This is a genomic window from Bacillus sp. ES1-5, from assembly GCF_022487605.1.
GTDB classification, from domain to species: domain Bacteria; phylum Bacillota; class Bacilli; order Bacillales; family Bacillaceae_G; genus Bacillus_A; species Bacillus_A wiedmannii.
The window spans coordinates 415,162-438,234 of sequence record NZ_JAKVPU010000005.1; the positions used below are offsets into that span (position 1 = coordinate 415,162).

The following is a 23,073-nucleotide window of genomic DNA, read 5'->3' on the forward strand; positions in this document are numbered from 1 at the left end:
AAACGAGGTTATCTAAGGAGGGACACACCAACATGGCGAAGCAACTGCCAGATATCGGCGATTATAAATATGGTTTCAAAGACAAAGACGTTTCGATTTTCCGTGCTGGACGCGGTTTAACAAAAGAGATCGTTGAAGAGATTTCACGTATGAAAGAAGAACCACAGTGGATGTTAGACTTCCGTTTAAAATCACTGGATAAGTTCTATGAAATGCCAATGCCACAATGGGGCGGCGACTTAAACGACTTAGATTTCGATGAAATTACGTACTACGTAAAACCATCTGAGAAATCTGAGAAGTCTTGGGATGAAGTACCTGAGGAAATTAAAGCGACATTTGATAAATTAGGTATTCCTGAAGCGGAGCAAAAATATTTAGCTGGTGTATCTGCACAGTACGAATCTGAAGTTGTATACCACAACATGAAAGAAGACCTAGAAGCTCTAGGAATCGTCTTCAAAGATACAGATAGCGCATTAAAAGAGAACGAAGATATTTTCCGTGAGCATTTCGGAAAAGTAATCCCACCAACAGACAATAAATTCTCTGCATTAAACTCTGCAGTTTGGTCTGGTGGATCATTCATCTACGTTCCAAAAGGTATTAAAGTGGATACACCACTTCAAGCGTATTTCCGTATTAACTCTGAAAATATGGGACAATTCGAGCGTACGCTTATCATCGTAGACGAAGGCGCACACGTACACTACGTAGAAGGTTGTACAGCACCTGTTTACACGACTAACTCACTTCACAGTGCGGTAGTAGAAATCATCATTAAGAAAGATGCATATTGCCGTTATACAACAATCCAAAACTGGGCGAACAACGTATACAACCTAGTTACAAAACGTGCGGTTTGTGAAGAAAACGCAACGATGGAATGGATTGACGGTAACATCGGATCTAAATTAACGATGAAATACCCAGCAGTTATCTTAAAAGGCGAAGGCGCTCGTGGTTTAACATTATCTATCGCGATTGCTGGTAAAGGCCAACACCAAGATGCTGGTGCGAAAATGATTCACTTAGCACCAAACACGTCTTCAACAATCGTTTCTAAATCGATTGCGAAGCATGGTGGTAAAGTAACTTACCGTGGTATCGTACAATTCGGACCAAAAGCGAAAAACTCTCGCTCTAACATCGAGTGTGACACGTTAATCATGGATAACCAATCTACATCTGATACAATTCCTTACAACGAAATCAAAAACGATTACGTTTCACTTGAACACGAAGCGAAAGTATCGAAAGTATCAGAAGAACAATTATTCTACCTAATGAGCCGCGGTATTTCTGAGCAAGAAGCTACAGAAATGATCGTAATGGGCTTCATTGAGCCATTCACTCGCGAACTTCCAATGGAATACGCAGTTGAAATGAACCGCCTAATCAAGTTTGAGATGGAAGGTTCTATTGGTTAAATAGATTAAAAAAGCGTCCTGCTGTGCAGGGCGCTTTTTTGTTTTGCGGATTTGTTTTGGCTTGGGAGAGGATACCTAGGTGGGTGTTCAGTTAAATGTATTAGCGATTTTTCAAATATATCGACCATAACTCGGAATATATCAGCGATTATTTCAATATATCGACGATTCGACAAGGGATATCGACTTATTAACAAATTACGACATAGCGAGAGGACTGAATAACCCGCACCATTCAAAAAGGAAAGGAGCATTTATACATAAAGAGGGCGACGGAAGTAATTTAGGCTAAGATACTGACAAATGCAGCAAAGAACCTGTAGGGAAATTCCCTACGTTAAACTTTTTGACAACTCCCCGTTCTACCTATGGATCCACAGATTTAAAAAATAAAGTTTCTCATATGAAAAGGACAATCTTTTGCTTTTTCTTATAATGCGAGTACAATGTAAAATAGCAAGAAAAGACGAAAAGTATTTACAGGATTATTGCGTACGTGTAGCGTAAATGGCAGTAAGGAACTGAGAGGAGGTTTTTTCTCTGAATATAAATAAAGAAACAATCATCCACCTTTATCATACAAACGATATACATAGTCATTTTGAAAATTGGCCGCAAATTTCTCGGTTTGTACAAGGGGAGAAAAAGCGAAGACAGGAAGCGGGAGAGACCGTTTTGACGGTTGATATCGGCGATCATGTGGATCGTTTTCATAGTATTTCGGAAGCGACGAATGGACTTGGCAATACGAAGCTTTTGAATGAGGCGTTATATGATTATGTAACAATCGGAAATAATGAAGGAATTACGTTAGCGAAGGAGCATTTGAATCGTCTATATGATGATGCTGGATTTGAGGTGCTCGTTGCGAATTTATTTGAAAAAGAAGGTGTACGTCCAGCGTGGGCAAAGCCTTATAAATTACATACAACGACAGATGGAATTACGATTGCCTTTATCGGATTAACAGTAGCGTATACAGAGTTTTATCATATGCTCGATTGGCATATTGAAGATCCGCTTATCCATTTAGAGTCTATTTTAGAAGAAGTGCGAGATGAGGCTCATATTACCGTTGTCCTTTCTCATCTTGGAAAAAGCATGGATGAGTATATAGCAGAGCATTATGATATAGATGTTATTTTAGGTGCACATACGCACCATTTATTTGAGCGTGGCGTTCTCACGAATAATACTTTACTTTGTTGTTGTGAAAAGTGGGGACGTTACGTTGGGCACGTTCAGCTCACTGTGGATAAAGAGACGAAGAAGTTATTGAAAAAGGACGGTAGGGCGATTAAGACAGAACGTTTAGGTGCTTATAGCGAACCGTTATCCACAATTGAAATGCTGCAGGAAGAAAGTAAACATATTATGGAAGAGCCTGTCGTTCATTTAAAGGAATCATTACCGATCGATTGGTTTCATGAGACATCATTTTCTCACATGTTAGCAAATGCGCTGAAAATGTGGTGCGATGCAGAGATTGGCATGGTGAACGCTGGTGTACTTCTTGAAGGATTAGAAGAAGGAGTTGTGACGCGCGGAGATATTCACAGAATTTGTCCACATCCAATTAATCCATGTTTATTAAAAGTGCCAGGAAAAACGTTACGAGAAGTTATTTTGAAAGCGCGTCGCCCGAATATGGAGAACCTTGAGGTAAAAGGATTCGGATTTCGCGGAAAAGTGATGGGAAAAATGATTTATGCTGGTGTAGAGGTCATTCCAGATACGATTCCTGGGAATAAAATTTTACTGGAAGATGTATTGATTAACGGGGAATCGCTGGAATTAGATCGTATATATACGGTAGGAACGATTGATATGTTTACATTCGGATACTTATACCCAGAGCTATCCACACTTTCTGACAAACAATATTATATGCCAGAGTTACTCAGAGATGTGTTAACAGACGTGTTGATAACTCATACATCTTCTGTCAAACTATAGGCTAGTTAACTTGTAACACTCATTTTTCTCTTGTCATACAGATAAGAAAGAGAGGAGTGTGAACTATGGTTAATGTGGAGCCAATTATAATCGATAATTATACGTTTATTGCGGTTAGCGTCAAACTTCCAAAGACAAATTTGCTAGCTGTAATGAGCGATAAAGGATATATTATGTGCGGTGCATTAGATGTAGGTCTTTTAAATGAGAAGTTAGGTGATCGAGGTATTATTGCTGGCCGTGCGGTTGGTGTAAGAACGATTGAACAGCTTCTTGAAGCACCGCTAGAATCAGTAACGATTGAAGCCGAAGCATTAGGTATTACGGTAGGCACAATCGGAAAAGAAGCATTATTAAAAATGAGATAAGCATATATCGTCCCTCCTTCTTGCATAGAAATGATATAAGAAGGAGGTTTTTTTATGAGTATATTTCGTTCGAAAAATTCGCGGTTTCGAAGGGGACCAATTTCCTTTCGGCACATACTGCTTATGTCGTTTATTCTTTTTGTCATATTACTCGTGCAAGGATTATGGATTGTGAATAGTAGTATTCAGCCGACATTACTTAAATATGGAGAAGTAGAGGCGCATAAAATGGCGACAGCGGTTATGACGAAGGCGGTAAAAGATAGAATTAATGAAGGATTCGATGTCGATTCATTAATGAAAGTACAAAATGATAAAAACGGGAAAGTATCCACAATTAATTTAAATACAAAGCAAGTAAATGAAATCGTAACGTCAACGACCACATACATAGAAAAATATTTACAGCAAGTAGAACAAGGTGATTTGAAGGGGCTAGGTATTTCTGAAAAAAATGGGGCAACGATGGCAGTTCCTTTTGGTCGTGTAACAGATAATGCGCTTCTTGGAAATATAGGGCCCGATATTCCGATTGATTTCACGACGATTGGTCATGTGAATACGGATATTAAACAAAAAATTGAACCGCACGGGATCAATACGACAGCGATTCAAATTATTATGGAGATGGAAGTAACGTTGCAAGTGATTATTCCATTTCATACGAAAGAAATAACAGTGAAGCAAGACGTTCCGATTGCAACGCGCATTGTTCAAGGTGAAGTACCTACTTATTATGGAAGCGGGAGTGTTGTTGTACCCGATAAAAAGAAAACGGATAGTTAGCCGAATTAAAAAAATAACCGTAGCAATATGCTACGGTTATCGTTTTGTATTCGCGCGTTCTTTTCGCTCCCAAAGACTTAAATGCATGTATGGATCGAAAGCCCATTCTGTATAACCATTGTCTTTATACATGCCGAAATGTAGGTGGGGTGGGAATTTTCCAGCTGTGCCGGGAGGGCCGTAACCGGTGCTACCAACAAATCCGATTACTTTTCCCGGCTCGACAATTTGTCCAAGCTGTATTTCTTTTGAGAATCCACCTAAATGAGCGTAATAATGGTAGTTATTATGAAGGTCGCGAATACCGATGCGCCATCCGCCAAGACGGTTCCAGCCCTTTGTTTCAATAATGCCATAGCAAGTGGATCTTACTGGTACGCCATAGCCAGCAAAAATATCGGTTCCTTCATGAACTCTTCTTCCCCCGAAACTTCTTCCAGCACCGAAAGTACTACGGTAGCTATGGTCACTACGAATCGGAAGAGGAAAAGCATTTCCTTCTAAATTAATACGCCCATAATGTTTATAAATTCCGGCGTACTCGGTAATTAAATCAACTGTTTTCGCACGTCTATAATATTCCCAAAGCATAATGTGAATACGGTCTTCGGACGTTCCTTGTTTCTTTAAAATCGTTGCTGCTGTATGCAGAAGATCACGGTCGTTATTTGCGTTTGCAAATCCATCTTTGTCACCATCTAAACCCAATCCGCCAAATAGAGAAATTGTATGGGGGAGAGTGTCGTTACCATTAACGGGTCCAGCCCATATTTCTGGTTTGAAATAAAGGGAAATGATGGCATCTGGTTTTTTCGGAATATCTTTTCTTACGCTCCGTATATTTCTTTCGTATTGATCCATTGCAGCTAAGTAATACCACGGAATGCCTGAAGATTGCTCGGTTTCTTTATATAGTGCCATGCGCTTTTCGTATATGCTTTGCTGATTATCTTCACCGTAAGCGATGTTTTGGTGGAGAAGAAAGCAAATCGAAAGCAAAAGCAAAAGAGAAATTTTTCGAAGCATGAAATAGACTCCTTTCACAACATCACTCTTTTTAGTGTGGGATATACGGAGTATTTCATTATAGGGAACGATTGGAAAAAATCTTAGAATCTTCATTTGAGCAAATCGCTTTCATACGTTAGAATAGATATGTTACATTGAAAGAAGCGAACACGGTAAACTATTTCATATTGTGCGGAGTTGATAACCATGACAAAACAAACAGAATATAAGCGCAAGCCCGAATGGTTGAAAATTAAGTTAAACACGAATGAAAACTATACAGGCTTGAAGAAAATGATGCGTTCTAAGAATCTTCATACAGTTTGTGAAGAAGCGAAATGTCCGAATATTCATGAATGCTGGGCTGTAAGGAAAACAGCAACATTTATGATTTTAGGTGCGGTTTGTACACGTGCTTGTCGTTTTTGTGCGGTTAAAACAGGCTTACCAACTGAGCTTGATTTACAAGAGCCAGAACGCGTAGCAGATTCTGTAGTACAAATGGGCTTAAAGCACGTTGTTATAACAGCGGTTGCACGTGATGATTTAAAAGACGGGGGAGCAGCTGTTTTTGCTGAAACAGTACGCGCTGTTCGTCGCAAAAATCCATTTACGTCAATCGAAGTATTACCATCTGATATGGGTGGAGTAGAAGAAAACTTAAAAATGTTAATGGATGCAAAACCAGATATTTTAAACCATAACATTGAAACAGTACGTCGATTATCTAACCGAGTTCGCGCTAGAGCAAAATATGACCGTTCATTAGAGTTTTTACGTCGAGCAAAAGAAATGCAGCCTGATATTCCAACTAAATCGAGCATTATGGTGGGCTTAGGTGAAACGAGAGAGGATTTAATTGAAGCAATGGATGACTTACGTGCAAACAATGTGGATATTTTAACTCTTGGACAATACCTACAACCATCTAAGAAGCATTTACCAGTTCTTAAATATTATCCACCAGCAGAATTTGCAGAGCTTAAAGAAATTGCGCTTAGCAAAGGATTTAGTCACTGTGAAGCTGGCCCACTTGTGCGTTCTTCTTACCATGCGGACGAGCAAGTACGTTCTGCAAAAGAAAAAGTAGCAGAAGCAAAATAATGAAAAAAGAGAGCTAATCATTAGCTCTCTTTTTGTTTATATTCTAAAACAGTATTTGGGCATGTTAATAAGATTTTCTTTAATTCCTCTGTGGATAATTCAATTGTAAATTCAGGTACACCAGGTGTAATTAAAATTTTATCGTAAGCATAAATAGCGCTATCCACAATAATCGTTACATGTTGTGAATAACCGAAAGGAGCTACACATCCTGGAGTACAGCCTGTTTCTTCTCTTAGCTCATTAGGAGAACAGAGAGATAAGCTTTCTCCTGTTATTTCTTTCATCTCTCCTCGGTTGAGCCTTGTGCCCTCTAACGTGAAAAATACGTAATAATCTCCAGACTTTGATTTTAAAAATAAGCTTTTACTTGGAGTGCCGTGTAAGCCAAGCCTTTCACGTACGATACGATCTGTTTCATAATCGAGTACTGGTTCGTGTTCAAACTTTTCGTAAGAAGCATTTGTTTTATGTAGTAAAGCAAGTACATCTTCGTACATATGGAGTGATACCCCTTTCTATTGTTAGTACAGTTTCTTCTCGTGGCGTCAACTGAATGTGTTGGAAAGAGATATTACTTGGACGGTGCTCCCCATAATCGTTTTAGGATACATTGTTTATCGAGTGTAATTTCGTAAATATCAGGATTCGTTAAAGCTCTCCATTCAATAAAGCCGATCGTATGATCAAAGTGCTTTAAAATGAGCGTGAGTAAGTTGCCGTGTGTAACGAGTAATGTTGTAGTATGGTTTAACTTTAAAACGTCTTGGATAAGTGATATAGCTCGATCCGTCGCTTGTTTTGTTGACTCTCCGCCTGAAAAGGCAATATCTATATTTGTAAAAGTAGATTCTAGTTTTTGCAACCAATCATCCATTGGAACGTCGCTTAATATGCGTTCAGCTAATCGTTCGTCTTCTTGGATAGACAAGTTAGCTTGAAGCGCATAGGGCCGAATAGAATCGATAGCTCGCACAAATGGGCTTGAAATAATATGATCTATTTGTGGTTGGTTTTCTAAGAGGAATGTAGCAAGAGTGTTTGCTTGATTTTTTCCTGCAATCGTTAATTCGGCATCACGTTCTTGTCCAGTTGCTGAACAATGTCGTATTACAATCAATTTCTTCATAATTCATCCCCATCTTTCAAGTTGACGCTATATACTTCGACAAATGTGGAAAAAATTCCTTTTTATTGGAAACGGCATATTGATCTAAATATGTGGAAAAGTAATGTGGATAAATGAATATTTGAGGTGTAATGATGAAAAAAATGATATGTATTATATTCGGTCTTTGTTTTTTTATACACTTGTCCACAACATATGCAGAATCCAATCAAAAATTAAATTATCCAAGCAATCGAAATAAATCGTTTGTGAGTGAGGATGTGTTTTACGAACAGTTAGATAAGAAAATCTATAAAGAATACAACAATGCAGCATATAGTATTCGGAAAAAGATCTTATTTAAAGAAGTGCCCGATGAAGAATTTTCTTCCAGACAAAAAACAGCCGTGGGTTGTCGGAGTAGTGTGGTGTTTCAAGATTCTTTTATTCACCCTGATCGCCAAGTTTATTTTTTCGCTTCCTTTTCTCAAAATGAAGTAGACGAATTTCGTAAGTACATTGTTATAGATGCAGAAACAAAGAGGGAGTTGCAAGCGGGCAAGAGTTATCATCATTGCGAAAATCGTGGTAAAAAATAACCCACCAACTGGTGGGTTATTTTTACGTCGGCACACTCATTAATTTTTCTTTCATTTTACGAATAAGAATGACAGCACCAATTGTGAAGAGAAGGGTAATTCCTTCTGCAACGAAGATGTTAATTGTTTTTGTTTGGTAAAGTGCCGCGAAAAAGTCTACAAATGCGTGGAATAATATAGCGTAAACAAGGAAGATATATTTCTTCTGTTTTACAGCGTATAAGACAAGCATTGTAAAGGCAATTTGTAATACAAGAGCCATAATTCTTTCCAAGCTGCCAAGGAAGTATAAATAAGCAGGTTGTTCTATTAACATATCCTTTACAAGATTTAATTGTGGTAGTTTTTCTGCCATTTGAGCGAAGCTACCATTGTTAATAGCATTAGCGAATATAAGTGTCTGCAATGCAGAGAATCCACCAACTAAAATGGATTCAATCCCGCCATGACCAATTCCATAAGCGAAGCCATCTTTATATTCTAGAGATTTTTTTAGTAGGAAGAAGAAGGCAACGAAGCGTCCTAATTCTTCAAAAATACCAGCAGTTAGTCCGCCATAAATTGCAAAGACAAACGGATTTTCTAAAAATGGAGCGATTGCTGGATTACCACGCATAAATAGGTGGAACGGTGTTTCGAGAATTTGGGTAAATCCAATAAAGATAAGAACACCAACGCCGACCACTTTCCAATTAATATTATATTTTTTACGGAAATAAACGAGTACAATAATTGGGACCAGAACCGAAACAACGAGTTGAAATATGATGCTGGCAATTACAGTATTTGAAACCATACTTTCACCGCTTTCTAATATATGTACATATCTATTATGCATGAAATATGGGAGAGATGAAACTTTTAACAAAAAATGAATGTACTTATTGACTCTAACGTTGCGTCATACTTTATCGTATGTACTAAGGGGGAGATACACATGACAATGAAGGTAAAAGAAGTAGCTAATTTAGTTGGAATTAGTGTGCGCACACTGCATCATTACGATGAAATTGGGTTATTAACCCCAGACGAGACGACAGAGTCTGGATACCGTCTGTATTCCAATGAAAATTTAGAGACATTGCAGCAAATTTTATTTTTTAAAGAACTAGGCTTCCCTTTAAAGAAAATTAAAGAAATTATCATGAGTCCATCATTTGACCGAGAAGAAGCTCTACAGCTTCATAAGAAAATGCTTCTTGAAAAGCGTGCTAGGTTAGATAAAGTGATTGCGACGATTGATAAAACAATGCAGCATACAAAAGGAGAGATTGAAATGACGAATAAAGAGAAATTTGAAGGCTTCGATTTCAGCCATAATCCGTACGAAGAAGAAGCGCGTGAAAGATGGGGAGACGCAGCTGTAGATAAAGCGAATGAATACGCGAAAGGTATGTCAAAAGACAATCAAGAAGAGTTTAATACTATTTATAGAAATTTAGCGGCGCTTAGACACGGCGCACCGGATTCTAAAGAGGCACAAGAAGCAATTGGAGTATGGTACGATTACTTGCAAAACTTCGGAGAATATTCATTAGATGCTTTTAAAGGACTCGGTCAAATGTACGTGGCTGATGAGCGCTTCACGAAAAATATCGATAAGTTCGGCGAAGGATTAGCGCAGTTTATGTGTGATGCGATGGAGGTTTATGCGGATCGTAAGAAATAGTCAAAAATAAAGAAGGTGGAGGTTTTCTCCATCTTCTTTATTTTTTTATCATATCATTCAAAGTCTGATCCCCCGTATTGTTCAAATGAGGATTTTTACTCATTTCCCGTTTTAGCATGTCGAGGCTCTGTGTATATTCTGTATCATTTAAAGCGCCAGATTGAAGTCCTTGAATTTGAGAAATCAACTTTTGGTCTGTTGATACATATGCTTTATAATAGCGAGGGACGATGGACAAAGCAGCTTTATATACTTGATCTGCTACGAGTTTTGGATCCGTTGTGTTTGCACGGTATACAACAAATACTTCATCATCAGTAACGAGCGTAGCAGCGTTTGTAACGTCAGGAAGTTTGACTGTCATGCTTGTAATCATTTCAGCGACTTTCTCGCGGTTAATGGCTCCTACTTGTTTGTTAGATACTTCATGTTTTTGTTTAGATGAATAACCGACTCTTGTAAGCCGTGTATTTGTATTTTCCGTATGATACATGTCGTTTTTATTGGAAACAAGAACACGACTTCCTTCTTCACGTTCCATTTCGGCTTTATTCGTTGATTGACAGCCTGCAAATAAGGAAAGAGTGAGGAGAGAGAGTATAATTTGTTTTTTCACGATGTATCACCTCCTTCTCCATAGCATGCACTAATTTTCAATTTTTTGTATTTGAAATTGTTGGTTGGTATGCTTTGTGATACGATAAAAAGAAGAATGCTTAGAGAGGAAGTTAATGATGGAGCAAAAGCAAGAGCAAGAGATGCATGCTACGGTGAGCATTAATAATGTGCAGTACGAAGTAATTAAAAACTTTCGTGACGGTTTTAGTGAAGAAGCATTTAAAGAGCGTTATGCAGAAATTTTAAATAAATATGATTATATCGTTGGGGACTGGGGTTATGAGCAACTTAGATTGCGCGGTTTCTTTGATGACAGTAATCAACGTTCGACATATGATACGAAAATTAGTACGTTAACGGAGTATTTATACGAGTACTGTAACTTCGGTTGTGCACACTTCGTATTACGAAAAGTGAAGAAATAAAAAAATCCTCTTACGATTGTAAGAGGATTTTTTTTATACTTGCTCACAAACAAATCGAAATAGAGTCGCCTTCAGAAAGTATTGCATTTGGTTTCATTTGTTGTCCGTTCAATTGAATATCCCCATTTTTAATTTTATCCACAATGAGTGTACGGCTCCAGTCGGAAATATATGTGGATAAAGCTTTATCGATTCGGTGGGAACCGAAAACGATATCTAATACGATTGTAATTTCAGCTACGCCACTTTCTTTATGATGTGTAATGGAAATGGTAGTAGTTGTTTCTTTTTGATCTTGCTGCGTCATGTCGACTGTTTCAACGTGATCAGTAAATGATTTATAAATACGAAGTTTTTGGTTCCACGTATGATCTTTCGGACATTTATAAATGGCAAAACGATATATATTTTTTCCGTTGGCGTTATGCCTACGAATATTCGTGTCAGTAAATAGGGTAGTGCGTCTGCAATTTTTACAATACTTTTCAATTGTACCTTGTTCATTTTCATATAAACTCCAAGAAAGTTGTACTTTCTGCATTTTTCTTCACCTCTTATAGTAGTGGCAAAGAAACGTAATACAGCTATTGGGATGTCTTGTAGTATGAAGACATGGGAAAAAGACAAAAATAAAAGGAGGTTCCCCTAGGAACCTCCGTAAACATCATACTACAGATGCAATACGTTCCTTTGTAATGGGAATGGGCAGACTACTCCCTTGAAAAAGCACGTTGCTTTTTTGAGAGTAATGCTATCCAATTGCTGGTCCATTACAAAATAAATGTCGGCATACGTATATAACGTCCTTTCTATCCAAATAGATTTATTCTTAATTATAACATAAGTTTTGAAAATTCAAAATACTTACAGTGAAAAAACACCAGCTAAAATAGCTGGTGTCTACGATAAATTATATAAGTTCAAATAAAAATGAGCGTAGTTCTTCTGCAATTTCTTCAGTCATAGAAAATGCATGCTCTAAGTAGCCTGGTTCGTTTAAATCGTCAGGACCGATGATTGCAAATCTATTGCGCTGCATATCAAGGACAATTGTTTTACCGTAATGACGATCGGAGTATAAAAGTGCTAAATCATGACGCTCATTTTCTCCCATAAAGCTAACGAAACGAGTTCTTGTAGCGACTGTATCGTCGTACAGAAAGAAACGTTCTTCCATACACATGGCTCCTTTATTAAATATCTAAGTTTAAGTGTGGTTTATGATCTAAATGGTGATGCGTTTTAATGAATCGTACCGTTCTTGTTTTGTAACGCATAACGATAGAATATGTTTCAGCTAAATCTCCACCAAGGAATTTAACACCGTCTAATAACTCACCAGCAGATACACCAGTTGCTGAGAAGATTGCATCATCCCCAGATACTAAGTCATCTAACATAAGAAGTTGACGAGGATCTTCTAATCCCATTTCACGACAACGAGCTTCTTCTTCTTCGTTCATTGGAACTAAGCGAGCTTGCATTTCACCTTCAAGGCATTTTAATGCTGCTGCAGAAATAACGCCTTCTGGAGCTCCGCCAACACCTACGAATAAGTCGATACCTGTTCCAGGTAGTGCTGTTGCGATTGATGCACCAACATCGCCATCACCAAATAATTTCACGCGAGCCCCTTTTGCACGAACACGGTCAATAATATCTTGATGACGTTCACGTTCTTGAATGATAACTGTTAGATCACGAATCTTTTTATTGTTAGCTTCTGCTACAATTTCAATTGTTTTTTCAATTGGATCATCTAAGCTAATTTTACCAGCTGCTTTTGGACCAACCGCGATTTTTTCCATGTACATATCAGGAGCGTGAAGAAGGTTTCCTTTATCTGCGATTGCAATAACTGCCATTGCATTTGCAAGACCTTTTGCAACGATGTTTGTACCTTCTAATGGGTCAACGGCGATATCTACTTCTGGACCGTTACCTGTTCCTAGTTCTTCACCAATATACAACATCGGTGCTTCATCAAGTTCTCCTTCACCAATTACAACTGTACCTGCCATGTTTACCGAATCAAACATATCACGCATTGCTGTAGTTGCTGCATCATCTGCTTCGTTTTTCTTTCCGCGGCCCATCCACTGTGCGGATGCTAATGCTGCTGCTTCTGTTACACGGACAATTTCTAGTGCGAGTTCACGTTCCAAGATTCCATTCCTCCAATTTCAAAAATCATACAAATATAACTATAACAAATAACGGAGAAAAGGTGAATTCGAAAAATTGTCGATTTTTTCAGAAGAAAGCGTTACAATTAAAATGTAAATGCTTTAATTTCCAGGTAGGTGACATTCATGTATTTTGTAGACAGAAAGAAAATAGAACAAATGCTAGTATGTTTAGAACGAGCAACAAGTACATTTCAAGAGAAAAAGATATATGAAACCGAGTTTGAATTTTACGCATTAGAACGTATAGCTCATCTAATTATTGATTGTGTATTAGATGTAGGGAATGCGATGATTGATGGATTTATTATGCGCGATCCAGGAAGTTATGAAGATATTATCGATATTTTGATGGACGAGCGAGTGATAAGTGCAGAAGAAGGACAAGGGATGAAAGAAATTATCCTTCTTCGAAAAATGCTTACGCAAGATTATATTCAAATGAATCATGATGAATTATATAAGACGATTCAAAAACATATTGCAGTGGTAGAGAAATACCCAGCAAATATTCGCAGTTATTTAGAGAAGGAATTAGGACCTGTATCTGCATTTGTACCAGAATAATTATGCTTATAAGATCCCCAGGACTATCTTTTGGGGATCTTATATTGTATGTGAGAAAGAAAAGGGAGAAGGGTGAAGTATGGGGGAAGCACGTACGACGAAAGATGAAATTGTGCAATTGTTGAAAGTAAAGGGAGAGCACACGGTAGCAGAACTAGCTGACGTTTTAGAGATTACCGAAATGGCAATTCGAAGACATTTAAGTAATCTTGAGAAAGATGGTTTAATCTATTCCAAGATGGTAAGGCAACATGTCGGAAGACCAACTTATTTGTATGGATTAAGCGAAAAGGGAGAAGATACATTCCCGAAGGAGTATAAGCAATTTGCGATTGATATGCTAGAAGATTTAGCTCGGATGGGTGATGAAAAAATACTTCGTTACATTTTAACAGAGAGAACGAAGCGAATGGAAGAACAGTTGCAAAAGCGAGTGAGTAATCAAAAGAATTTAGCATATAAAGTGCAAGAGATAGCAGCTATGCAAGAGAAAAATGGTTATATGGTTCAAATAAAGAGAGATGGAGAGAGCTCTTTCGTAATTGAAAAACAAAACTGTCCGTTAAAAGAGATTGCAGAGAGATTCCCGCAAGTATGCGAAGATGAAAAAGAGATGTATAAGCGTTTATTTGCAGGAGCAGATGTAAAGACGTTAGCAAACATGTGTGAGGGCGATTGTAGTTGTTCTTACCAAGTAAAAGAGAAAAAATGAACGTTATGGGGCGCTTTAAGGTAAAGCGTTTTTTTCTTTGGAAAAAGCGGGTAAAATAAGAGTGGTATGATAAGGTGAGAACGTTAGCATAGAAGGAGAGACATAATGATGTATAAAGGTTACTTAATTGACTTAGACGGTACGATGTATCGCGGAGAAGAACAAATTGAAGAAGCGAGCGACTTCGTAAAAGCATTAGGAGAGCGCGGCATTCCTTATTTATTCGTTACGAATAATTCAACGCGTAAACCAGAACAAGTGGCAGAAAAACTTGTTCGTTTTGATATTCCAGCGGAAGCAGAGCAAGTATTTACAACGAGTATGGCGACAGCAAACTTCATTTATGAACGTAAACAAGACGCAACTGTATATATGATTGGTGAAGAAGGCTTACATGATGCACTTGTGGAAAAAGGATTTGAACTTGTGGATGAAAATCCTGATTTCGTTGTTGTTGGTTTAGATCGTGACATCACATATGAAAAATTAGCAAAAGCTTGTCTTGCTGTGCGTAACGGCGCAACGTTTATTTCTACAAATGGAGACATTGCCATTCCGACTGAGCGCGGATTATTACCAGGTAACGGTTCATTAACATCAGTTGTAGCAGTATCAACAGGTGTGGATCCAATCTTTATCGGAAAACCAGAATCAATCATTATGGAACAAGCTCTAAAGGTGCTGGGCATAGAAAAAAATGAAGCATTGATGGTTGGGGATAACTACGATACAGACATTTTAGCGGGAATAAATGCTGGCATGCATACGCTTCTTGTCCACACTGGAGTCACAACTGTGGAGAAGTTAACAGAATATGAAGTACAACCAACGCAAGTTGTGCATAACTTGACGGAGTGGATTGAGAAGATGTAATGAAAAACAGGTAACCGGAAGAGGTTACCTGTTTTTTTATGCATAATTGCATATGTGCTATTGTTATATAAAATGTAAAATTTATATGTAATGATATTAAGGGGAGGGAATCAGAGTGTACTGGATGTCATGTATTATGTTTGTTTTTACATTATGTGTTTTATTTTTTGTTCTATGGAAGATATATAAAATAAATGAAATGAAAAAAAGCGCAGGAAAACTCATTGCAATGTATCCTCGGATGAAAAGAAGGTGGATTGCATTATTTGGACCAGCATATTTCATTGGACAATGTATGTATATATATGTTCGGTACGTAAGTGGTGATATTGATACAGTTGAACAGTTTCTCATTCAACTAGGTATTCATGCTGTAGCAAGTTGTTTTATGACTTTAATAGCCATCCATCTTATTAAAAGTGTACAAATATATGAAAAAGGTGTAGTAGACGGATTAAACTTTTATTCATATGAAGAATTGAAAGGCTATAAAACATCAACATGGGAAAATCTAAAAGAAAATATATTTTTATATCGCGGGCGAGAAAAAATGAATGACAATGTGAATTTACTTATTAGACAGGAAGATATGAATGAATTAGAAAGCATTCTTCAAAGATATATTCCGAAATTAATGATGAAATAAAAAAACTCCGGTTTTAACAACCGGAGCTTTTTTATTAAAATGCACGATTCACAACATCTTTAGCCTCTTCAAGATATTGTTTACGTACATTATCATCCACAGAAGGGACACTCGTATAGAATGTATGCTCAATTGTTTCAATTCCTGTAAATTCAAAAATACCAACATCAGCTGTTTTCTTCATTGCGTCAAACATACCGCCTGCTGTGTATGCTTCTTTTGTATTTCCCATTGTAGATAATAATAAGCCTTTTTTACCGCTTAATAACTTCTCGATACCATTTTCACCGTAAGCATAAGCGAAGCCGTGGCTAAATACACGGTCAACGTATCCTTTTAAAATAGCAGGAAGTCCCGCCCACCAAACTGGGTAAATGAATGTAATGCTATCAGCCCAAGAGATGTGCTCTTGCTCTTCTTTAATATCTTCTGGTGTGTTTCCTTGAGAAAATGAGATGAAATCGGAAGCGCCTAATACTGGATTGAAGTTTAATTCGTATAGATCGCGAACGCGTACTTCATGACCTTTTTCTTCTAATTCACTTTTTACTGTTTCTAAAATTGCATGGTTGAAGCTTTCTGTATTTGGGTGTGCATAAACGATTACATGTTTCATTGTTCTTCCTCCTATTTGTGGATATGTGAGTAGTTTGTTTATTTATGTAACTATTATGGTTACTTCTTTTGCGGAAGTCAAATGATATATGTATGTATAAAAAGACGGCTGAAATCGTCTTTCTATACCCCGCTCATACAAAGAACAAAGAAGACAAATAAAATGATGACAATACCAATGCCAAAGTTAAATACGAGGGTACTATCCATATATGTAACCTCCTTATTTGAAAGTAAAAAGCACTCTAGCCAAGAGTGCTTTTTTATTTTGAGTCTACTTCACAACTTTTAGAAAAAGATTCATGTGTGTAAAGAGTTACATTATTTTATGTATTTATACTTTGAAATGAGTAAGTCCTTGTGAGTTATAAAAAAAAGACACTCTTTCGAGTGTCTTTCATGATGACAAAATGTGCCAATTGCTTGAGTTTGATAAGGCGCTAATATCCGTTTTAACGCCTTTTCTTTGATCAAGAAGTGTAGCAACAGCGATTCAAATAAATTGTACCATTTGTTTCATAGGTGTGCGTATGTAATTATGCATATTCTGATTAGAGGGAAATGAGGCGCGAAAAATGAATGAGTATATATAGAATATTTGATTAGGGGAGAGAAGGATGGATATACATAAGTTAACGGTAGCAGAAGCAAATGAGATAAATACGTGGACGTACGAAGAACCTTATAATTTATATAGTTTTTCAGGAGAGGAAGAAGCAATAGAAGAATTATTAGATGGGACATATTATGGCTGTTGTGACGATAAGGGAGAGTTTATCGGCTATTTTTGTTTTGGGAAAAATGCACAAGTACCAGGTGGAAGAGATGCTCATTTATATGTTGGAGAAGATGTAATTGATATCGGACTTGGCATGAAGCCAGCGTTAACAGGGAAAGGGCTGGGAAAAATGTTTTTTCAAGCTGGGATAGCCTTTGCAGCGAAAGAATATAAGCCGAAGACGTTTCGACTTAGTGTAGCGACATTTAATATAAGAGCGATTACGCTATATGAAAACTTAGGTTTTCAACAAGGTCCTATTTTTTTAAGCCGCGGAAGAGAATTTATGCTCATGGAATATGAAAGACCGTCAGTATGAAACTGACGGTCTTTCATATTTTATTATTCCGAATGCTCAGCTCTGTGCGCTAAGCGGCTTGAAGCAGCGGCAGCGATTCCGCCAACGATATCATCAAGGAATGTATGCACCTTTCCAGATGATTTATCATTTAAGAATTCTAAAATACCAGGTTTTAATTTATCGATATATCCAAAGTTCGTGAAACCGATAGAGCCGTACACATTAACGATAGAAAGTGCAATCACTTCATCAATTCCGTATAAGCCTTCATCACGTTTTACGATATCTTGTAACGGCTCACTTAACATTCCTTTTTCAGCAAGGACATCGAGTTCGATACCAGTAATCAGTGCGTTTTGTACTTCACGTTTTGATAATACACGCTCAACGTTATAACGGCATTCTGACATCTCTAAATTTGGATGATATTTTTTTTGAAGAAAATGAACAAGCTCAGCAATATCGTCAATTGTTACACCGCGCTCTTGTAATAGTTGTAATGCTCTTTCTTGTAGTTGATTTGATTCTTTCATGTTTATCACCTTTTTTTCTTTTTAGTATTTGTATACGTTTCGTTGCTTTATCATGTGCATAGGAATGAAAGGCGAGCACAAGCTCATATATATAAAGAAAAACCATAGGTGGCGACTGCGATGATTCATCATATTTATGAGCATTATCACATGCATGTTAAAGAATTAATCCCCCTTGGCCCCTATAAAAGCTTTTGGATTCGCAACAAAATTTATGTACTTGTTCCAATTGGGGAAATGGAGGAAGAAGTACTTGTAGAGATGAAAAAGCTCAGTGACTATATGAACCAGCAAGGGGATATAACTGTAGCGACTTTCGTTCCGACTATACACGGCTACTATGTATGTGAGATAGAAGAACAAAATTACTGCTTATTAAAAGGTATGCGTGCGTTAGAACGACATGCTACATCATTAGGAAGTGAGCTTTCTATATTCCATAAACGAGGTGCATTCTTTCCAGAAGAAATCGAGCAATTAAGCCGCATAGGCGAATGGAAAGCGTTATGGGAAAAAAGGCTCGATCAATTAGAAAAGTTTTGGCAATCACAAGTGATGAACCACCCTACAGACGTATTCGATCAATTGTTTATTGAATCCTTCCCGTATTACTTAGGAGTTGCAGAAAATGCAATTCAATATGTTGTCGATACAGAGATGGATGATACGCCGCAACTGACTGATGCAGCAACAATTTGCCAAGAGCGATTCACACCTTTATTATGGCATCAAACGAAGCGCCTCAAACTTCCTTTCGATTGGGTGTATGATCACCCAACTCGAGATATGGCAGAATTAATTCGCTATATGATGATAGAAAAAAAGAAAGACTGGGAGCAAACAATCGTTCAATTCGTTACAGATTATGAACGGAATTATTCGCTATCTTCGTTTGGTTGGCGCCTATTATTTGCAAGGCTCCTGTTCCCACTTCACTACTTTGAAACAGTCGAACGATATTACCAAACAGGAAATGAAGAACAAAAAAGCATATATAGAGATCGCTTAGAAGCCATTTTACACGATGTGAACCGCTCTGAGCAATTTATGAAGCACTTTTATGGTTCACTTCGTTTACCAGTTGATAAGTTAGGGATTAGGAAATTAGATTGGCTATCTTAAAATATAAAAAAGAGACCGATTGAGGTCTCTTTTTTATATATCACAATTGTATGTAATACATTATGCCCCTACCTGTTGATCTGCACATATATTTAAAATGAATTGATGTCTTTCGATTTTTTCATTTACTTTACTCAATAATTCTTGCTGGATTTCTTTAAATAAAAATTGATAACTCGCATTCCATGTTGGTATAACGGATGAAAGATCTAATAAATACTCTTTTTTCTTTTCTAGTTCTTGAATTGTTAAAAAAGTGTTTCCCATTCTTGGCATGTGTCGTCCCCCTATGTTTTTTTCTGTATATGTGTGAACGATTCTATAGTATTAATTATCGCATTTTTTGAGAAGGATTTCCAATTTTGTTTTATGATGTTAAAGGATAAGTGTTATTTGAATAAAAAAAGAGACCCATTTGGGTCTCTTTTTAGGAAGCGATTCTGAATGAGCCGCTTCCGCTTTTAGATTAAAATACTTGTTCTACTTCAATAACGCCTGGTACTTCTTCAAGTAATGCGCGTTCGATACCAGCTTTTAGTGTGATTGTAGAACTTGGGCAGCTTCCGCAAGCACCCATAAGGCGTAATTTTACGATACCTTCTTCAATGTCTACTAATTCAACGTCTCCGCCATCGCGAAGTAAGAATGGACGTAATTTATCTAATACTTCTAGTACTTGTTCTTCCATATGTGGGTTTTCCATTTTTATCGACTCCTTTCATCAGTTTTATTATAATCAAGATAGAGGGGAAAATCTATTTTTTCTGTTCTTGTTTTAATGTCGAAATTTTTTATCATGTTTATAACGTGTTTTTTCAGTATAGGGGTAGGGAATAAGTTTGTAAAATGATGTGCTTATGTACTAAGACATCTGAATATACTGTTGAAACAAGAAGTGGGGGAGAAGAAATGATTAATGTGCAAGTGTATGGGACGAAAGTAATTTGTGCAAGCTGTGTTGGAATGCCATCTTCAACAGAAACGTTTGAATGGTTACAAGCGGCAATTGGGCGTAAATATGAAGGACAAGAAAATAAATTTAATTTCGAGTATATTGATTTTCAAGAAGAACAAGAAGATGAAGATAAAAAAGCATTCGCAGAGCGCGTAGTGGAGGAAGATCTATTTTATCCAGTCGTTCTTGTAAATGGAGAAGTTGTTGGAGAAGGAAATCCTCGTTTGAAGGATGTTTACGAAGAAATCGAGAAATATTTATAAAACAGGAAGCCTTTGCGAATTTGCGAAGGCTTTTTTTAATGGAGGGATAGATGTGGAAAATGGAGTGAAGCATGCGTTACCAAAGGAAGTGCGACAGTTAATGGAGCGGTACACAGTAGAATTAAAAGAAATTTTTTTAGACGAAAAAATAGTCGGGGTATATATTTACGGCTCCATCGCACTTGGTGCATTTCAGGCAGAATCGAGTGATGTCGATTTTGTTACAGTAATAAGTGATTCTGTGAATGAAGCTGAAAAACAGCAACTTGTAGAACTTCATAAGAAACTTAGTGAGAGTACGTTAGGTAAAAGAATGGATGGTATGTATATTCCGCTTGCTGATTTAGGGAAATACAATGATGAAATGAATGAGTACGTGTATTGTGCAGATGGTAAAGCGAATATAGGTCATTGGGATATTAATGCGGTCACATGGTGGACGTTAAAAAATCAAGGTATTACAGTTACTGGGAAAGAAGCTGAAGATCTTTCGTTTCAAATAAGGTGGGATGATGTAGTCGATACGATGAAATACAACGTAGAACAGTACTGGAGTGAAAAAGCGAAGCAACCATATTTATTTTTCGTTGAAGAATGGGTAGAATCAGCAGTCGTTACGATGGGGCGTATTTTATATACACTGGATCATAAAACAATCGTTTCGAAAGATAGAGGATTGCAATACTTGTTAGAACGTTCAGCGGAAGAATGGGAGCCTTTATTAAAAGAAGTAGCGAGAATACGACAGAATCCAAAAGAAAAGCGAATGCTCTCAAGGTGGAGAAGGGCTGATATGACGAGGAAGTATTTGCTTCACTTAATTGAGACGTGTAGAGAGAAATGGTAGGGAAGAAAATGGACAATACAGTTGGTTGTATTGTCTTTTTTTATATTTCATTTGGTATATAATGGTTAAAAAGGTTTAATTATACTGGAGGGGATATGATGGACACGGAATTAGTTACATATAAAGAAAAGAATGTACAAATGAGTATGCGCGAAGTAATCAGTATGATAGTAATTATTTTTGGGGTCATGTATGGAGTGGTTTTTTTGAACATTATATATGACTCTTCCTTATATCCATGGTATGTAGATCATCTTATTCCACCTTTAACATTTCTTACTATTATTTTAATAAATGCACCCGCAAGAAATTACTGTGTGCATTTATTAAAATCAATACAGTTCAATAATTTTAAGCATTATGTAACGATAGTAATGACGATGATCGTACTGCTTATATATCTTGCGGTATTAAATTTAGTTTTACCACATGGGCTTGGTGTGAATGAATCTAATATAGTAATAGAGCCTACTAAAAGTGAAATCATTTTATACGTAGTTGTACTCACGATTTTCGCACCGATTTGGGAAGAACTTGTATTCCGAGGTATGTTTTTTATGAAATTATCTCAGCGCTTTTCTACACTTACTAGTATTGTTATAAGTGCTTTTATATTTACTTTAGGACATCCACTTACTTTAGGTGGTGTTTTATATATTTTTGGTGGCGGTATATGTTTAGCTTATACGTATAAGAAAACAAATAATTTACTCGTCCCATGGGGGATTCATTTATTAAATAATGCATTTTTTATATTAGTAAATTTTCAACTGTAAAAAGACGCCTTTTTAAAAAGGGCGTCTTTCGTATTTTGTAGAAATGGATTTACATGTACTGTGTAGAGGAAAGGTAATACGAAATATGGATAGTTTCATGTGAAACATTTTATTATCAAATATACAAAATGATTAACTTAGTGTATTAAACGTATCATTCATAAGTATTCTAATATATTTAAAAGTAAAATGGAATAACAAACAGGTAATTATCGGAATAGTGAGAACTCGTTCATTTTGAAAAGAAGAATCTTGAGAGGGTTCTTCTTTTTTACTTGGAAACACCATACGAATTGAAATTTTGTAAAATACAATAAAAAATGAGAATTTGAGGTAGGGTTGTCAATAACGTAAGACTATGGCACTATAAAGAAATGCTATACAAATTTTATTTATCGAGATGTAAACATCAATTTTGATTTTTACGTATAAATAATGAACGGAGGAAATGAATTTATGGCTACTTTACCAAATTGTCCAAAATGTAATTCGGAATATACGTATGAGGATGGCGTTCTTTTCGTATGTCCAGAATGTGCTCATGAGTGGGGCAAAGAAGCAGAAACTGAAAATAATGATGGTGCAAAAGTTGTAAAAGATGCGAACGGAAACGTTCTTCAAGACGGCGATGCTGTTACTGTCATTAAAGATTTAAAAGTAAAAGGAACTTCTTCAGTTGTGAAGATCGGTACAAAAGTAAAGAGTATCCGTCTAGTTGATGGCGATCACGATATTGATTGCAAAATCGACGGTTTCGGAGCTATGAAGTTAAAATCACAGTTCGTTAAGAAGGCGTAAGTAAAAAGAGGAGGCGATTAGCCTCCTCTT

30 protein-coding genes are annotated in these 23,073 nt (G+C 36.9%); 18 read left to right on the plus strand and 12 right to left on the minus strand.

Annotated elements, in window-relative coordinates:
• Positions 1-32 precede the first annotated feature (32 nt).
• From sufB to yunB, 4 genes are all read left to right on the plus strand, one after another.
• A complete protein-coding gene (gene sufB, locus MKO96_RS19000; protein WP_001118829.1) occupies positions 33-1,430 on the plus strand; it encodes a Fe-S cluster assembly protein SufB in 1,398 nt (465 codons plus the stop codon).
• Between the two features lie 564 nt (positions 1,431-1,994).
• A complete protein-coding gene (locus tag MKO96_RS19005; protein WP_369294524.1) occupies positions 1,995-3,386 on the plus strand; it encodes a bifunctional metallophosphatase/5'-nucleotidase in 1,392 nt (463 codons plus the stop codon).
• A gap of 65 nt (positions 3,387-3,451) precedes the next feature.
• Complete coding sequence (locus MKO96_RS19010; RefSeq protein WP_046954392.1) at positions 3,452-3,754, plus strand: YunC family protein; 303 nt, start codon at positions 3,452-3,454, stop codon at positions 3,752-3,754.
• A 54-nt stretch (positions 3,755-3,808) separates the two neighbouring features.
• The gene (yunB, locus tag MKO96_RS19015) at positions 3,809-4,540 is read left to right on the plus strand and encodes a sporulation protein YunB (RefSeq protein ID WP_048561668.1); all 732 of its coding nucleotides are present in this window, start codon (positions 3,809-3,811) and stop codon (positions 4,538-4,540) included.
• A gap of 36 nt (positions 4,541-4,576) precedes the next feature.
• Here the strand turns inward: yunB and MKO96_RS19020 are convergent, their stop codons facing one another.
• Positions 4,577-5,566, minus strand: a complete 990-nt coding sequence (locus tag MKO96_RS19020) for a M23 family metallopeptidase (protein ID WP_240588350.1) — start codon at positions 5,564-5,566, stop codon at positions 4,577-4,579.
• A 189-nt stretch (positions 5,567-5,755) separates the two neighbouring features.
• On the opposite strand from MKO96_RS19020, the gene lipA reads away from it, so the two are divergent.
• The gene (gene lipA, locus MKO96_RS19025; RefSeq protein ID WP_000166376.1) at positions 5,756-6,652 is read left to right on the plus strand and encodes a lipoyl synthase; all 897 of its coding nucleotides are present in this window, start codon (positions 5,756-5,758) and stop codon (positions 6,650-6,652) included.
• A 20-nt stretch (positions 6,653-6,672) separates the two neighbouring features.
• On the opposite strand, the gene MKO96_RS19030 is transcribed toward lipA, so the two are convergent.
• Positions 6,673-7,152 carry a YbaK/EbsC family protein gene (locus MKO96_RS19030; RefSeq protein ID WP_240588351.1) on the minus strand — a complete coding sequence of 160 codons (480 nt, stop codon included), beginning with the start codon at positions 7,150-7,152 and terminating at the stop codon, positions 6,673-6,675.
• Positions 7,153-7,226: 74 nt separating this feature from the next.
• Entirely contained in the window at positions 7,227-7,781 is a 555-nt protein-coding gene (locus MKO96_RS19035; RefSeq protein ID WP_064469505.1) for a histidine phosphatase family protein, read from the minus strand.
• A 134-nt stretch (positions 7,782-7,915) separates the two neighbouring features.
• Between MKO96_RS19035 and MKO96_RS19040 the strand changes: the two genes are divergently transcribed.
• Positions 7,916-8,359: a hypothetical protein gene (locus tag MKO96_RS19040; RefSeq protein ID WP_240588352.1), complete on the plus strand. Its 444-nt coding sequence runs from the start codon at positions 7,916-7,918 to the stop codon at positions 8,357-8,359.
• A gap of 22 nt (positions 8,360-8,381) precedes the next feature.
• Here MKO96_RS19040 and MKO96_RS19045 read toward each other — a convergent pair whose 3' ends face one another.
• A complete protein-coding gene (locus MKO96_RS19045) occupies positions 8,382-9,197 on the minus strand; it encodes a YhfC family intramembrane metalloprotease (protein WP_240588390.1) in 816 nt (271 codons plus the stop codon).
• A gap of 99 nt (positions 9,198-9,296) precedes the next feature.
• Between MKO96_RS19045 and MKO96_RS19050 the strand changes: the two genes are divergently transcribed.
• Positions 9,297-10,028, plus strand: a complete 732-nt coding sequence (locus MKO96_RS19050) for a MerR family transcriptional regulator (RefSeq protein ID WP_240588353.1) — start codon at positions 9,297-9,299, stop codon at positions 10,026-10,028.
• 37 nt (positions 10,029-10,065) lie between these two features.
• Here MKO96_RS19050 and MKO96_RS19055 read toward each other — a convergent pair whose 3' ends face one another.
• On the minus strand, positions 10,066-10,644 hold the full coding sequence (locus MKO96_RS19055) for a YhcN/YlaJ family sporulation lipoprotein (protein ID WP_002191082.1): 579 nt from the start codon (positions 10,642-10,644) through the stop codon (positions 10,066-10,068).
• Positions 10,645-10,759: 115 nt separating this feature from the next.
• Between MKO96_RS19055 and MKO96_RS19060 the strand changes: the two genes are divergently transcribed.
• Positions 10,760-11,071, plus strand: a complete 312-nt coding sequence (locus MKO96_RS19060) for a YutD family protein (RefSeq protein WP_002008894.1) — start codon at positions 10,760-10,762, stop codon at positions 11,069-11,071.
• Positions 11,072-11,114: 43 nt separating this feature from the next.
• Here MKO96_RS19060 and MKO96_RS19065 read toward each other — a convergent pair whose 3' ends face one another.
• From MKO96_RS19065 to glpX, 3 genes are all read right to left on the minus strand, one after another.
• Positions 11,115-11,612 (minus strand): cytoplasmic protein, encoded by a 498-nt coding sequence (locus MKO96_RS19065; protein WP_240588354.1) that lies wholly within the window; start codon positions 11,610-11,612, stop codon positions 11,115-11,117.
• A gap of 369 nt (positions 11,613-11,981) precedes the next feature.
• Positions 11,982-12,248, minus strand: coding sequence for a DUF3055 domain-containing protein (locus MKO96_RS19070; RefSeq protein WP_000392616.1), 267 nt, complete (start codon positions 12,246-12,248; stop codon positions 11,982-11,984).
• Between the two features lie 16 nt (positions 12,249-12,264).
• Positions 12,265-13,236 carry a class II fructose-bisphosphatase gene (gene glpX / locus MKO96_RS19075; protein WP_000439085.1) on the minus strand — a complete coding sequence of 324 codons (972 nt, stop codon included), beginning with the start codon at positions 13,234-13,236 and terminating at the stop codon, positions 12,265-12,267.
• Positions 13,237-13,383: 147 nt separating this feature from the next.
• On the opposite strand from glpX, the gene MKO96_RS19080 reads away from it, so the two are divergent.
• From MKO96_RS19080 to MKO96_RS19095, 4 genes are all read left to right on the plus strand, one after another.
• Complete coding sequence (locus MKO96_RS19080) at positions 13,384-13,824, plus strand: DUF86 domain-containing protein (RefSeq protein WP_000274003.1); 441 nt, start codon at positions 13,384-13,386, stop codon at positions 13,822-13,824.
• Between the two features lie 79 nt (positions 13,825-13,903).
• On the plus strand, positions 13,904-14,536 hold the full coding sequence (locus MKO96_RS19085; RefSeq protein ID WP_240588355.1) for a helix-turn-helix transcriptional regulator: 633 nt from the start codon (positions 13,904-13,906) through the stop codon (positions 14,534-14,536).
• A 108-nt stretch (positions 14,537-14,644) separates the two neighbouring features.
• A complete protein-coding gene (locus tag MKO96_RS19090) occupies positions 14,645-15,409 on the plus strand; it encodes a TIGR01457 family HAD-type hydrolase (protein ID WP_033662784.1) in 765 nt (254 codons plus the stop codon).
• 115 nt (positions 15,410-15,524) lie between these two features.
• Entirely contained in the window at positions 15,525-16,055 is a 531-nt protein-coding gene (locus tag MKO96_RS19095) for an iron ABC transporter substrate-binding protein (RefSeq protein WP_240588356.1), read from the plus strand.
• A 34-nt stretch (positions 16,056-16,089) separates the two neighbouring features.
• On the opposite strand, the gene MKO96_RS19100 is transcribed toward MKO96_RS19095, so the two are convergent.
• Positions 16,090-16,671, minus strand: a complete 582-nt coding sequence (locus MKO96_RS19100) for an NAD(P)H-dependent oxidoreductase (protein ID WP_240588357.1) — start codon at positions 16,669-16,671, stop codon at positions 16,090-16,092.
• Between the two features lie 616 nt (positions 16,672-17,287).
• On the opposite strand from MKO96_RS19100, the gene MKO96_RS19105 reads away from it, so the two are divergent.
• Entirely contained in the window at positions 17,288-17,767 is a 480-nt protein-coding gene (locus MKO96_RS19105; RefSeq protein ID WP_240588358.1) for a GNAT family N-acetyltransferase, read from the plus strand.
• A gap of 23 nt (positions 17,768-17,790) precedes the next feature.
• On the opposite strand, the gene MKO96_RS19110 is transcribed toward MKO96_RS19105, so the two are convergent.
• Positions 17,791-18,282: a phosphatidylglycerophosphatase A family protein gene (locus MKO96_RS19110; protein ID WP_000665100.1), complete on the minus strand. Its 492-nt coding sequence runs from the start codon at positions 18,280-18,282 to the stop codon at positions 17,791-17,793.
• 120 nt (positions 18,283-18,402) lie between these two features.
• Between MKO96_RS19110 and yutH the strand changes: the two genes are divergently transcribed.
• Positions 18,403-19,404 (plus strand): spore coat putative kinase YutH, encoded by a 1,002-nt coding sequence (gene yutH / locus MKO96_RS19115; RefSeq protein WP_087982826.1) that lies wholly within the window; start codon positions 18,403-18,405, stop codon positions 19,402-19,404.
• 60 nt (positions 19,405-19,464) lie between these two features.
• Here yutH and MKO96_RS19120 read toward each other — a convergent pair whose 3' ends face one another.
• Complete coding sequence (locus MKO96_RS19120) at positions 19,465-19,680, minus strand: hypothetical protein (protein ID WP_001137788.1); 216 nt, start codon at positions 19,678-19,680, stop codon at positions 19,465-19,467.
• A 190-nt stretch (positions 19,681-19,870) separates the two neighbouring features.
• Positions 19,871-20,107 carry a NifU family protein gene (locus tag MKO96_RS19125; protein ID WP_000431158.1) on the minus strand — a complete coding sequence of 79 codons (237 nt, stop codon included), beginning with the start codon at positions 20,105-20,107 and terminating at the stop codon, positions 19,871-19,873.
• A gap of 206 nt (positions 20,108-20,313) precedes the next feature.
• Here MKO96_RS19125 and MKO96_RS19130 point away from each other — a divergent pair, with 206 nt between their 5' ends.
• From MKO96_RS19130 to phnA, 4 genes are all read left to right on the plus strand, one after another.
• Positions 20,314-20,622 (plus strand): YuzD family protein, encoded by a 309-nt coding sequence (locus MKO96_RS19130; protein WP_240588359.1) that lies wholly within the window; start codon positions 20,314-20,316, stop codon positions 20,620-20,622.
• Entirely contained in the window at positions 20,591-21,469 is an 879-nt protein-coding gene (locus MKO96_RS19135; protein WP_240588360.1) for an aminoglycoside adenylyltransferase domain-containing protein, read from the plus strand. Before MKO96_RS19130 ends, MKO96_RS19135 begins: the two co-directional genes overlap by 32 nt.
• Positions 21,470-21,567: 98 nt before the next feature.
• Positions 21,568-22,245, plus strand: a complete 678-nt coding sequence (locus MKO96_RS19140) for a CPBP family intramembrane glutamic endopeptidase (RefSeq protein WP_240588361.1) — start codon at positions 21,568-21,570, stop codon at positions 22,243-22,245.
• 456 nt (positions 22,246-22,701) lie between these two features.
• Positions 22,702-23,043, plus strand: coding sequence for an alkylphosphonate utilization operon protein PhnA (gene phnA / locus MKO96_RS19145; RefSeq protein ID WP_240588362.1), 342 nt, complete (start codon positions 22,702-22,704; stop codon positions 23,041-23,043).
• Positions 23,044-23,073: the final 30 nt, after the last annotated feature.